This is a genomic window from Acidobacteriota bacterium (genome assembly GCA_028875575.1).
Classification (GTDB): domain Bacteria; phylum Acidobacteriota; class Terriglobia; order Versatilivoradales; family Versatilivoraceae; genus Versatilivorator.
This window is the reverse complement of sequence record JAPPDF010000066.1, coordinates 12,142-24,406: the sequence shown is the minus strand read 5'-3', so window position 1 is coordinate 24,406 and position 12,265 is coordinate 12,142. Positions and strand designations below refer to the sequence as shown.

Annotated in this window: 9 protein-coding genes; 4 read left to right on the top strand and 5 right to left on the bottom strand. The window is 62.9% G+C overall.

Features of this window, described 5'->3' with window-relative positions:
* Positions 1-47: 47 nt before the first annotated feature.
* Together mfd and rfaE2 are read right to left on the bottom strand one after the other, a co-directional pair.
* On the bottom strand, positions 48-3,626 hold the full coding sequence (mfd, locus tag OXI69_09720; protein ID MDE2666419.1) for a transcription-repair coupling factor: 3,579 nt from the start codon (positions 3,624-3,626) through the stop codon (positions 48-50).
* Positions 3,627-3,681: 55 nt separating this feature from the next.
* Positions 3,682-4,173: a D-glycero-beta-D-manno-heptose 1-phosphate adenylyltransferase gene (gene rfaE2, locus OXI69_09715; GenBank protein ID MDE2666418.1), complete on the bottom strand. Its 492-nt coding sequence runs from the start codon at positions 4,171-4,173 to the stop codon at positions 3,682-3,684.
* A 187-nt stretch (positions 4,174-4,360) separates the two neighbouring features.
* Between rfaE2 and OXI69_09710 the strand changes: the two genes are divergently transcribed.
* Complete coding sequence (locus tag OXI69_09710; protein MDE2666417.1) at positions 4,361-4,633, top strand: hypothetical protein; 273 nt, start codon at positions 4,361-4,363, stop codon at positions 4,631-4,633.
* Here OXI69_09710 and bioB read toward each other — a convergent pair.
* The gene (bioB, locus tag OXI69_09705; protein MDE2666416.1) at positions 4,595-5,605 is read right to left on the bottom strand and encodes a biotin synthase BioB; all 1,011 of its coding nucleotides are present in this window, start codon (positions 5,603-5,605) and stop codon (positions 4,595-4,597) included. The genes OXI69_09710 and bioB overlap by 39 nt on opposite strands.
* A 76-nt stretch (positions 5,606-5,681) precedes the next feature.
* Complete coding sequence (locus OXI69_09700) at positions 5,682-7,181, bottom strand: carboxypeptidase M32 (GenBank protein MDE2666415.1); 1,500 nt, start codon at positions 7,179-7,181, stop codon at positions 5,682-5,684.
* Positions 7,182-7,522: 341 nt separating this feature from the next.
* Here OXI69_09700 and OXI69_09695 point away from each other — a divergent pair, with 341 nt between their 5' ends.
* A complete protein-coding gene (locus OXI69_09695; protein MDE2666414.1) occupies positions 7,523-8,545 on the top strand; it encodes a lysylphosphatidylglycerol synthase transmembrane domain-containing protein in 1,023 nt (340 codons plus the stop codon).
* 616 nt (positions 8,546-9,161) lie between these two features.
* Positions 9,162-10,394 carry a tyrosine-type recombinase/integrase gene (locus OXI69_09690; GenBank protein ID MDE2666413.1) on the top strand — a complete coding sequence of 411 codons (1,233 nt, stop codon included), beginning with the start codon at positions 9,162-9,164 and terminating at the stop codon, positions 10,392-10,394.
* Positions 10,395-10,882: 488 nt separating this feature from the next.
* Here the strand turns inward: OXI69_09690 and OXI69_09685 are convergent, their stop codons facing one another.
* A complete protein-coding gene (locus tag OXI69_09685; protein MDE2666412.1) occupies positions 10,883-11,221 on the bottom strand; it encodes a hypothetical protein in 339 nt (112 codons plus the stop codon).
* 188 nt (positions 11,222-11,409) lie between these two features.
* Here OXI69_09685 and OXI69_09680 point away from each other — a divergent pair, with 188 nt between their 5' ends.
* Complete coding sequence (locus tag OXI69_09680; protein MDE2666411.1) at positions 11,410-11,745, top strand: hypothetical protein; 336 nt, start codon at positions 11,410-11,412, stop codon at positions 11,743-11,745.
* The last annotated feature ends 520 nt before the right edge of the window (positions 11,746-12,265 follow it).

Sequence of the window (12,265 nt, the reverse complement as noted above, 5' to 3'; positions counted from 1 at the left end):
CCGTCCGTGCCGGAGGGGGGAGTGATTGTAACATCGAGAGGGACAACTCAGGAAGCCAGTTCGACCAGCAGCGCTCGCACCGAGGAAAGCACCTCCCCTTGGGAGACACCGGCCGACCGAAGCCTCAATTGTCCCCCCGGGCTCACCGAAAGGCCGGGGACACTGGAGACGGTTTCCACCAGTTTGTGGGGCGATATGGGAGTCCTGGGGTGAAAGGTGATGGCGATGCCCTGGCGATCCCTCTCCATCGACTCCACCAGAATCCTTTCCGCCAGACGGCGCACCCTCATATAGTCCAGGAGCCTCTCCACTTCCTCCGGCAAGGGCCCGTAGCGGTCCTCCAGTTCCTCCCGGAGGCCATTCATCTCCGTGTCCAGCTTCAGGGAGGAGATGCGCTTGTAGACGCTCAGGCGTTGACTTTCGTCGGGGATGTAGCCCGGTGGGATCTTGACGCTCACCTTGAGATCGAGCCGGGTCTGGATGTCGGGCAGAACCTCCTGCCCCTGGAGTTCCCGGATGGTCCGCTCCAGCATCTGACAGTAGAGATCGAAGCCGATGGCGTTGACATGCCCATGCTGATCCCCGCCCAGCAGGTTGCCTGCACCTCTCAACTCCAGATCCAGGGCCGCCACCTTGAAACCGGAACCCAGCTCGCTGAACTCCTTCAATGCCGCCAGACGTTGCCGGGCGATGCCGGAGAGTGTCTGGCGCGGCGGAACCAGCAGATAGGCGTAGGCGCGGCGGCTGGAACGACCCACCCGTCCCCGCAACTGGTAGAGCTGCGAAAGTCCGAACCGGTCGGCTCGATTGACGATCATGGTATTGACCAACGGAATGTCCAGACCGTTTTCTATGATCGTAGTGGAAACAAGCACGTCGGCCTCATGCCTCAGGAACTTCAGCAGAGTGGCCTCCAGATCTTTCTCCTTCATCTGACCGTGAGCCACCAGCAGGCGAGCTTCAGGGCAGATGTCCCCGATCAGTGCGGCAATGGAATCGATGGTCTCCACCGTGTTGTGGACAAAATAGACCTGGCCCTGCCGCTCCAGCTCATTTCTGATGGCGTTCTGGATGACCTGGTGGCTGAAGGGCAGCACCGCCGTCTGTATGGACAGGCGATCCTGGGGCGGCGTCTCGATCACCGACATGTCCCGGATGCCCGTCAACGACATGTGCAGTGTTCTGGGAATGGGTGTGGCCGTCATGGTCAAGGTGTCCACGTTCTTCTTCAACTGCCGCAGTCTCTCCTTGTGAGCCACTCCAAAGCGCTGCTCTTCGTCCACGATCAAAAGGCCCAGGTCTCTGAACCGGATGTCCTTGGAAAGCATGCGATGAGTGCCGATGAGGATGTCCACCTTGCCGGTGGCCACCCGCTCCAGAATGGCTTTTTGTTCCTTGGGCCTGCGGAAACGGCTCAACATCTCGATGGCGATGGGAAACGCGGTAAAGCGCTGCCTGAAACGCAGATAGTGCTGGTAGACCAGGATGGTCGTGGGAGCCAGGACCGCCGCCTGCTTGCCGTCGAAGGCCGCCTTGAAGGCCGCCCGCATGGCCACTTCGGTCTTGCCGAAGCCCACGTCCCCACAGAGCAGCCGGTCCATGGGGCTGTTCACTTCCATATCCCGGTAGAGGTCCAGAATGGCGGCCCTTTGATCCGGGGTCTCGGTGAACTCGAAGGCATCCTCGAATTCCCGATGCCAGTGCCCGTTGGCGGAAAAGCGATATCCCGGCGCGATCCTTCTCCGAGCGTAGAGATCGAGCAGCTCCTGAGCCATATCCCGGATGGACTTCCTGGCGCGGTTCTTGGCTTTTTTCCAGCTCACTCCTCCCAGCTTGTCGAGCGGAGGGCGAGCGCTGTCGCCGCTGCTGTGCTTTTGAACCAGGTCCAGCCTCTCCAGAGGCACGTACAGCCGAGCTTCGTCGAAATACTCCAGGATCATGAACTCTTGATTCACTCCATCGCGGTCGATCTGCTTCAGTCCCCGGTAGCGACCGATGCCGTGGTCGACGTGCACCAGGTAGTCCCCCGGACTCAGTTCGCGGAAATCCGAAACAAAAGTTCCGCTTCTGGACCTGGACGGAGCCGGATGGGAGAGGAACTCCACTTCGTCGAAAACGTCCTCGTCCCCAAAGATGCAGATCCCGGAGGAGGGGTGGCGGAACCCTTCCAGGACGTGGCCGACCACGACGGTAATCCGGTCGCGGGTCCCATCGGCTGCCCGGCCCTTGTCGTCGAAATCGGAAACCACCGGCAGATCGTATTCCCGCAGCATTTCCCCCAGGCGCTCGGCTCGTCCCAGGGATGACTGGGCGAACAGCATTCGAACGTCGGCTTCCATCAAATGGCGAAGGTCCCGGGCCAGACTGGCGATGTCGCCGTGGTACTTTCGGACAGGCACAGTCTGACAGTCCAGATGGATCGGAGCCGGGGCTGCAGCCGCTCGAGACCTTGAATCGACGGGGCGGGAAGGCGTCTCGCCCGCGGACGGAAGCGGGGAGGACGAAGAGTCGGACTGCCGACCCGGCGTGATTCCCAGTTGCTTCAGGTCGATGACCGGTCGGTCCTCCAGCCTATCCCCGGCTTCGGTCAGGGACAGAAAGAGCTCTTCCGGATTCAGGCTGGGCCACCCGCGCCGGCTCAAAGCCTCCCGGTCCTCGGCCATCTCCTCCCACCAGTGGCGCAATCCCTGCTCCAACTCGTCCGGCTCATCCCTCACCACCACGAAATCGGACGCGTAGTCCAGGAACGGCACCTGCAGGGGAAGCGTCAGCCCATGCAGGAACTCGAACCCCTGGAAGTGCTCCCCCCGGCTTGCCTGGAACACCTGGGTTTCGAAGAAGGCGGGAAACTCCTGAGGATTCCACCTCTCCGAAGCCTCCCGGCCCCACTCCCGCAGAGCATTGGGATCCACAAAGGTCTCTCTCATGGGAACGGGAGTCACGCTCTCGAGGCGCCCCACCGACCGCTGCGAGCTGACGGAGAACTCCCGGAGCGATTCAACCTCGTCTCCGAAAAACTCGATGCGGGCCGGATTGAGGCAGCCCGGGGGATAGACATCCAGAATCCCTCCCCGGCGGGAAAAGGTCCCCACACCGGTCACCGGCTCCTCCCTGACGTACCCCGCCCGTTTCAGGTAGCCGATCAGCTCCTCCAGGGCAATCTCTCTGCCCGGAGCCAATTCGGGCACCTGCCGGAGGTCGGGAAGAACCTCCGGCAAGCGAGTCACCAGTGCCGTGGGCCCGCAGAGCAGAATATCCAGGGACCGCCGGTGCATCTTCCAGAGGGCCAGGGTCCGCTGCTCCACGGCCTCGGCGTGGGGTGAAAGACCGCTATAGGGACCCGGCTGCAGTGCGGGGAAGGCGGCCACCCGCTCCCCCGGCTTTCCGGAGAGGCCGCGGTGATAGAAGGCCGTGGTGGCGGCCATGGCTTCCAGGTCCGGGACACCGGCACTGACGAATAGAATCGGCCGACTCAGGATCCGATGCAGGAGAGCCAGATAGGCGGGTTTTGCAGCCGGGGCGATGCCGGACAGGGCGATTCGACAGGGCCCGGAATCGACCTGACGGGGAATCGATTGGAGGAGCGAGTCCTGCGCCAGTTGGGAAAGAAGAGATTGGGTAGCCACATCGATGGGGAAATGAATTCAGAAGGACCGGGGCTTGGCCACCGGGTCGACCCAGCTAAGCTTGCCGGCCATAGCGGTGAAGAATGCGCTCAATGATTGCGGTGGAAGACTGACCCTTCAGGTAGGGCAGGGGGACCACCCGGCCGCCGGCCGCCTCCACCTCCTGCCGTCCCACGATGGTTTCCACCGTCCAGTCGCCCCCCTTGACCAGCACGTCGGGGAGCAGGGCCTCGATCAACCGATGGGGCGTATCCTCGTCAAAGATCGTAATGTAGTCGACGCTGTCAAGCCCCGAGAGCAGGCGGGTCCGCTCATCCTGGGTCAGGATGGGCCGCAGGGGTCCCTTGAGCTCTCTGACCGAACGATCGCTGTTGACTCCGACAATGAGGGCATCTCCCATTTGCCGGGCGCGGCTCAGGTAATCGATATGGCCGGGGTGGAGCAGATCGAAGCACCCGTTGGTGAAGACAGTCCGCTGGTTCTCCTGACGCAAACGATCCCGTTGCGCCAGCAGGTCCTCCAAAGCCAGAATCTTCTGCACGGACATGTTGGAAACCGACGGGGAGATCGGAGGAAGGGAGCAGGGATAGCAGGCCGGGATTATAGCACAGCCCCGGAACCGGCCGGGGGAATCCTCCGGGGCTTGCAGGACCGGCTTCGCGGACCCCATTACCTGCGAGGGGATCTACTGCGCACCGCGTTCAGGGGAGTTGCTGGCCCTCGAATTTTTGCGATTGAATCCCAAGGATTACCAGGAGGTTTGCCGGGAGGAGTTCGTGGAGGATTTGCGCCGTGCCGCCGGGTATTTCGAGAAATTCCATGCGGGGCATCTGCTGGGGGTCGACTTCATCAGACGCATGGTTCAAGGCAGTGCTCGAAGTCGAACGCTACGACACTTCACCCCCGACTTCGTGGCCGGCAGGCATGACTGTCGAACCATTCGCAGAAGGCTGCTTCGGAAGGCGCCCTCAGTGCTCTGGCAGGTCCTGACGACCGGCGCCGGCTGAGGTCTCGGCTTCCCGAAGCCGCATCCCCATGCGTTCCAGCAGATCTCGATCCAGGTCGGTTTGGGGATTGGGAGTCGTCAGCAACCGCTCCCCCATAAAGACGGAATTGGCGCCGGCCAGCAGGCAAAGCGCCTGGGCTTCATCCGAGAGCGACAGGCGTCCGGCGCTCAGGCGCACCATGGCCTCCGGCATCAGGATGCGGGCGGTCGCGATCATGCGGACCATTTCGAAAGGATCCACCGCTGTCTGATCCGCCAGCGGGGTCCCTTCCACCCGAACCAGCAGATTGATGGGCACGCTCTCCGGGTGGGGATTCTGGGTAGCCAACTCCTCCAGCAGGCGCCAGCGGTCCCGCCGGCTCTCCCCCATGCCGATAATCCCGCCGCAGCAGACGCTGATGCCGGCGTTTCGCACCCGTTCCAGGGTTTCCAGACGATCCCGGTAGGTCCGGGTGGTGATGATGCGGCCGTAGAATTCGGGCGATGTGTCCAGGTTGTGGTTATAGGCCGTCAGTCCCGCCTCGGCCAGCGCCTCCGCCTGGGTCCGCGACAACATCCCCAGGGTGCAGCAGGCCTCCATGCTCAGCTCCCTGACGCCGCGCACCATGGACAACACTTTCTCGAACTCGTCACCTTCGGGAGCCTGGCGCCAGGCCGCCCCCATGCAAAAGCGGGTCGCCCCCTGCCGGCGCGCCTCCCGCGCAGAGGCCAGCACCTGCTCGGGGCTCAAGAGCTTCTGTCCGGCAACGCCCGTATCGTAATGGGCCGATTGAGGGCAGTAGCCGCAGTCTTCCGGACACCCCCCGGTCTTGATGCTGAGAAGCGAACACCCCTGTACCTCCTCGGCGCAGTGGTGCCGGCGGTGCAGGCTCTGGGCGCGAAAGATCAGCTCGGGAAGGGGCAGGGTGTAGACGCCCCCGATTTCCTCCAGGCTCCAATCATGACGGATGGGGCTTGAATCGGGTTGCTTCATGTCGGCGCTCTTCCTTGACTCCGGTCGGGGTCCCGGCCTGGTGACGCTGGATGTTCCCCTCACCGCGGGTAGCGAATCAGTTGTATATCTCCCCATACTTGGCCTTCAGGTAGTTCACGAAGGGCGCGGCCCTCAGATCCTCTCCCGTGATCCGACGGACCAGTTCGGCGGGCATGAATTTCCGGCCATGGCAATGGACGCGCTCTCTCAGCCAACCGAGCAGCGGCGAGAACTCCCCGCGCTCGATAGCCGCCGGGATGCCGGGAATCTCCCTTTTGGCCCGGTCGTAGAGCTGCACCGATATCAGATTCCCCAGGGAATAGGTCGGGAAATAACCGAACAGGCCGTGCGACCAGTGGACGTCCTGGAGCACGCCCAGAGCATCGTTGGGCGGAGTGATCCCCAGATAGTCTCGCATCCTGCCGTTCCACGCCTCCGGCAGGTCCGCCACCGGAAGGTTGTCCTCGACCAGTTGAGCTTCCAGCTCATACCTCAGCATGATGTGCAGATTGTAGGTCACCTCGTCGGCCTCCACCCGGATGAGGGAAGGCTCGACACGATTGATGGCCCGATAGAAGGCTTCCAGGGAGCAGCCTGCCAACTGCTGAGGAAAGGCGCGCTGAAGCCCCGGGTAGGCGAATTTCCAGAACCCCCGGCTGCGGCCCACCAGATTCTCCCACAACCGCGACTGGGACTCGTGAATGCCCAGGGAGGTGCCGCCGCTCAGGGGGGTGCGCTCAAAGGCCGTGCTCACTCCCTGTTCGTAGAGGGCATGGCCCGTTTCATGAAGCGTGCCGAACAGGGCCGACGGTAGAAACCTCTCGTCGAAGCGGGTAGTGATTCGAACGTCCCGGTTGGAAAAAGAGGTGCAGAAGGGATGGACCGACTGGTCCTGGCGTCCGCCACTGAGGTCGAAGCCCATCTCCTTCGCCATTTCCAGGCCAAAGGTCGTCTGCTTGTCGATGGGGAAGCGTTGGCGCAACACTTCATCCTGGACACTGTCCAGCTTTCGGGAGATGTCCTGCACCAGCGGAACCAGGCCGTTCTTCAAATCGGCAAAGAGTCGGTCGAGGTCTGCCGACTTCATGCCGGGCTCATACTGATCGAGCAGAGCGTCGTATCTTCTCTCCCGATATCCCAGGCAGTCGGCCAGCTCCCGCTGGAGGTCCACCAGGGTCTGCAGCGGGCCTTGAAACTGGCTGAAGTCGGACTGACTGCGCGCCTTCACCCAAACCTCCATCCCCAGCGAGGTCTGTCGCGCCAGTTCCTCCACCAGCGCCGGCGGAATTCGGCAAGCCTTGTCGTAGTCCCGCCGGGTCAGTCGCACCAGGCTGGCGCCGTCCGATTCGTAGGCGTGGGCCTGGGTCTCGGCAGCCGCCCCCTCCAGCCAGGCGCCTACTTCCTCGGAGACGAAGCGCCCGTGGGCGAGCTTCTCCAGGGTGGCGATCTGCTCGGCCCGGGCCGCCGCTCCGCCGCTCGGCATGTAGGTTTGCTGGTCCCAACTCAACAGCGCGGCCGCCGCCTTGAGATCGGAGACTTCCGCCATCCTGCTTTTGAGACGATCGAGCTGGCTCATTTCCCCTCGGCAACCGGGCCGCCCCTGCCACGATCACGACCCCGGCGAGAAATACGCTCCCGGAATTCGCCCCGTTCCCGTGCCCGGTTGGAGCGCGAGTATACCACAGGGGTCGTGCGGGTCAGCGGCGGCGGCCCGTGAGTGACTGCCAGCGGCAGGAACAGTGAAGCCAACCGTGGTTCCGCCGCTCTCCCATAGTCCACAACACTGCCTGTGGATGGGATTCCCCTCGGCTTGTGATGGTGTCCCCGGCGTGGTAGGGTTGCTGCGCCGTGCCGGCCCGGCGGAGGCAATTTCAGGGCCCGTCACACCGAAGGCTTCCGGACCCGGAATCGACCGCAATGAGAGTGCTGTTCCCCTGGATCGTCAGCCTGAGCCTGACGCTTCTGGTCGGTTCGCTGATTTACTTCAGCGTTCCCGACTGGGGGCAGTCCTGGAGGGTGATGTTGCAGGGACGGCCGGCCTTCCTGCTGGCCGGTCTGGGCCTGACACTGCTTCATATGGGGCTGCGCGCCTGGAGATGGGGAGTCCTGCTGTCCCCCGTCAAGCGTCCCCTGGCCTACCAGGGACTCTTTTCCCTGACGGTAGCCAAGTACGTCATCAACCTGATTCCTCCGCGTGCCGGCGAAGTGGTGGCCTCGGTCGTGCTGGCCAGAAAGGAGAAAATACCGGCCGCTTCGGTCATTGCCACCTCTCTGCTGGAACGGTTGCTGGACCTCATCACCGTGGCCGGGATCTTTGCGGTCTACCTGGCTCTGTTCTCCGGACAACACCCCCCTAATTCCGAGCGGGGCCACGAAATCATGCTGGCCATCCGGAGATTTTCTCTCATCGGCCTTCCCGCCGTGGCACTGACACTGCTGGCCCTCGTCTACCTGGTCCGCCGACGGAACTGGACCGGAAAGATCCCGGGGCGGCTGTCCCGGATCGTCGTTTCCTTTGGGGACGGCTTCCGGGCGCTGGAAAAGGGTGGAGAACGGGTCAAGGTCACGGTTCTCTCCCTGGCCATCTGGATTGCCATCAGCTTGCAGCTCTGGTTTCTGGCCAGGGCCTACCTGAGCGACTTCCCTCTGACGGGTGCGCTCCTGCTGACGGTGATCACGGTTGTGGGGGTCGCCATTCCCACACCGGGAGGGGTGGGCGGGTTCCAGTTTTTCATGCAACTGGCCCTGACCCACTTCTTTGCGCCCTTCCTGTCAACCCAGGACCCAAATTCCCAAGCGGCCGGCATCAGCAACGGCTGCTACATGGTTTCCATGGTCCCGCTCCTGCTGCTGGGATTCGTTCTGCTCCATCGAGAAGGCCTTTCCTGGAGCAGAATCGCCAGGATCGCCAGCCAGAAACCGGCGGATTCGGTGAGCTGAAACGAAATGGCGGGGCGCCCCACGGGTCACATCGGGGACGGCGGCCAAGCCAGTCTTCCCGGCCCGGCAGCGGGGCAATAATTCTTGAGCCTTTCGCAAAATTCGGCAGCGGACGTATACCAGGAATGGCCACAAAAGGCACAAAAACACAAATTGTGACTTTTGTGGTTAGACAGCGTTTTTCACCGGTTCGCACCGGATATTGAAGAGGGCAGAACCTCAGGTTCGCCGACAAGATGACCTGCCACGCTGCGAATATTGCAATAAGCTCTCTTGAAAATCCTTTTTCCCCCGGCACCGTTGTGGGTTAGGGGAGAGCGGCGTAGCTGCGGCTTAGACTCGCCTGCTGGGCGAACACGGTGGAGCATTTGACGATTTTGGTTTGGCAGCCAAGTCGGCGACCATCTGCGGGTGGACGCGGAAGCCCAGGGGTCGTGTGAGTCCCGCGCTTCCGTAGCCGCGTAGTTAACGGTAGGTCATATTCCAGTTATGTCTATCGGCATCCAGTTTCATCTATAACTGTGTTATTTATGAGTGTCTTATATAAGTTCTGCTGTGGCGTTGCCCTCTCGAGTCATCCCCTGCAATCCACTGCCATCCCCCATACAATGTGGGAATGGATGCAGTAAACATCTCCACCCGGCTGCTACCCGGAACGAAGCGTAAGGGCCGCCACCCCGAAAAGGCCCTCTCGGCCTCTTTCCTTCGCTCCGCTCCGCCCGGAAGGCACGCCGACGGCAATGGCCTCTACCTCTTCGTCCAGCCTACCGGAACCCGTAGCTGGATTCAACGCCTCGTCATCCGTGGCCGTCGCCGTGAGCTTGGTCTCGGCCCCCTCGCCCTGGTCCCCCTGGCCGAGGCCAGGGAGATGGCGCTGGCCAACCGCAAGCTCGCCCGCCAGGGCGGGGACCCTCTGGCGGAGAAGCGACGGACGGAGGGCATCCCCGCCTTCGCCGAAGCCGCCTCGCGTGTGCTGGAACAGAAGCAGGCCGGCTGGCGCAACCGGAAACACGCCCAGGAGTGGCTGTCGAGCCTGAGGCGGGTGGCCTTCCCGCGCATCGGCAAGGTGCCGGTCTCCGAGGTCACCAGCGCCGACGTGCTTGAGATCCTCCCGCCCATCTGGCACCGGAAGGCGGAGACGGCCCAGCGGGTGCGCCTGCGCCTGCGTGCGGTCCTGGAATGGGCCGTGGCCATGGAGTGCCGGATCGACAACCCATGTGACCGAATCGGACCGGTCCTGGGCATCCAACAACACGTTGCCCAACACACGCGGGCCTTGCCGCATCGGAAGGTGGCTGACGCTATCGGGACGGTGCGGGGATCGACGGCATTGGAGGCCGCGAAGCTGGCCTTCGAGTTTCTGGTGTTGACGGCAACCAGGTGGAGCGAGGTGCGGTGGGCCGAGTGGCAGGGGATCGATCGCAGCGGGAGGGTGTGGATCATTCCGCCAAGGCGGATGAAGGTCAACCGCCAGCACCGGGTGCCGCTGTGCGGACGCGCCCTGGAGATTCTCGAGGCGGCCGAGGCGCTCGGAGAGGGAGACGGTCCGCTGGTGTTCACCCATAGGGAAGGGCAGCCTCTTGACGACAAGCAGCTGAGGTGGATGGTGCGGGAGCTTGGGATCGCGGCGGTGCCGCACGGATTCAGATCCAGCTTCAGGGACTGGGCGGCCGAAGAAACCGACCATCCCCGGGAGGTGATCGAGGCGGCCCTGGCGCATGTGGTCCGCAACCGGGTGGAGGCGGCCTATGCACGCTCCGACCCGTTCGAGCGCCGGCGCACGTTGATGGATGACTGGGCGGGTTACCTGGCCCGAGGGATGGGGCAGGACCGGGAGCCCTTGGAGTAGGGAGGGCCAGGGGATCGGTGGCCCGCAACAGGCCCGCAGGTGCCCTTGCCTGCGGCAGGACAGGGTGAGAGCCAAGCTCGAAGTCCGGTGGCAGGCAAGGCCAGGTTGAGCAGCAATACTGGGGTCCAGGTCTTCAGCAACTCAGTCGGATTCGTCCAGAAGTCCGTGCACTTCGGCCCAATCCAATGTCCCATACTCTTCGAGGAGCGCCTCGGGAGCGTCGATGTCATTGGCCTCGTCGTCCAACATGCAGCCAAGGGCCTGCAGGACTTATTCTTGCGTCTCGACTGTCAAGACGGTTCGGCCAGGTTCGATTTTGGTTTCAGTAGTCATCGTGTGATTTCCCTTCTGTGCGCCGTAGGTGCCGGGCCTTGCCTGCTCGGCCGGGAGCGACCGGCGCATCGCCGGCCGTCTGCAGTTCCCGGGGCCAAAGACCCGGGCGCCGGGAAATCTCCCTTTGCCGTCTGTTCCGACATTGGTCTGTTCGGCTAAGGCCTGGGATGGTCAGTGTGGGCGAGGACCTCGATGAGATCCTGGCGGATTTCTTCCCGCAGCCGGTGGGACCATTCGGGACGCCTCTCTACAGCGGGACTCCCCTCCCGGGGCTGGCTGGACTGATCGAAAGGCACCATCTCAAGCCGGACGCCGAGCACGCGGCAAAGGGCCACGATGGTTTCCAGGCGCGGCCAGGATCCTCGGCGCATGTGGCGGACGGCTTCGGTGCTGCCGGTGGCGAGCAGCGAAAGGCGGCGATCGGAGACGCCGGAGTCGTCGATGAGCTCCAAGAGGCATTGTTTCAAGTCGGTATCTGGATCGAAAGCGCTCATGTGTTTTCCCCATCCTGCACGCTGGCGAGGCCCCGCTTGGCCGGCCGAACCAGGCACGGTCGCAACTGCAGGACTCTTTTCGTGCCCGGTTATCTGATATTTAGGAGGGTGAATTTGAGCGCCTAAGTTGCCTGAACGGGATTGGATACGAAAGCACGTGAACACTCGAATAGGCTGGATTGTAACCAATGAAGGCCGCCGGCAGCGCTTTCGAGTTTTTGGTGATTACGGCGTCCAAGTGGGGTGAGGTGCGCTGGGCCGAGTGGGCGGAGATCGATCGGGACGAAGATGTACGGACCGTCCCGGCCAGGCGGATGAGGGTAAACCGCCAGCATCGGGTGCCGCTGTGCGGACGTGGCCTGGAGATTCTCGCGACGGCCGAGTCACTCGGCGAGGGAGCCGGTGCACTGGTGTTCACTCTTGGCGGCGAGAAGCCCCTCGACGACAAGCAGCTTAAGTGGCTGCTGCGCGCGCTTGGAATTGCGGCGGTGCCGCACGGGTTCTGCTCCAGCTTCCGAGACTGAGCAGGTAAAGAGACCGATCATCCCCGGGAGGTGATAGAGGCGGCCCTGGCACATGTGTTCCGCAATCGAGTCGAGGTGGCCTGTGCCCGCTCGGACCTGTTCGACCGCAGAGGTGCCCTTATGGACGACTGGGCACGTTACTTGGCCCAGGGAATCGGTTGCCCGCGTCAAGTCCAGCAAGGCAACCTCACCCGGGCCAAGCCAAGTTGAACAGGAGAACCCCGATCCGGGTTTTCAGTCGTGCGGCCCTCCCCCAGGAATCACTGTGGAAAGAGCGCCTTCCTGCCAGAATAAGGAATTGGAAGGAGCGCAATAGACACTATGAGTCTGTGTCCGTTCACTACAAGTAACGTTGCTATTGTATAGTGCGCCCAAGTGAAGGCATTGCGCCGCACACGTGCGCGGAGGTCCATCTCGGGGGCTTGGCCGGCTCGACTGTCCTTGGAAGCAGGTTCCTAACTCGGAGCGGCTGGCAGATTTGTCGACGGTAGGTGGGCCCCGCGCAGCCGTAGGGGCGTTA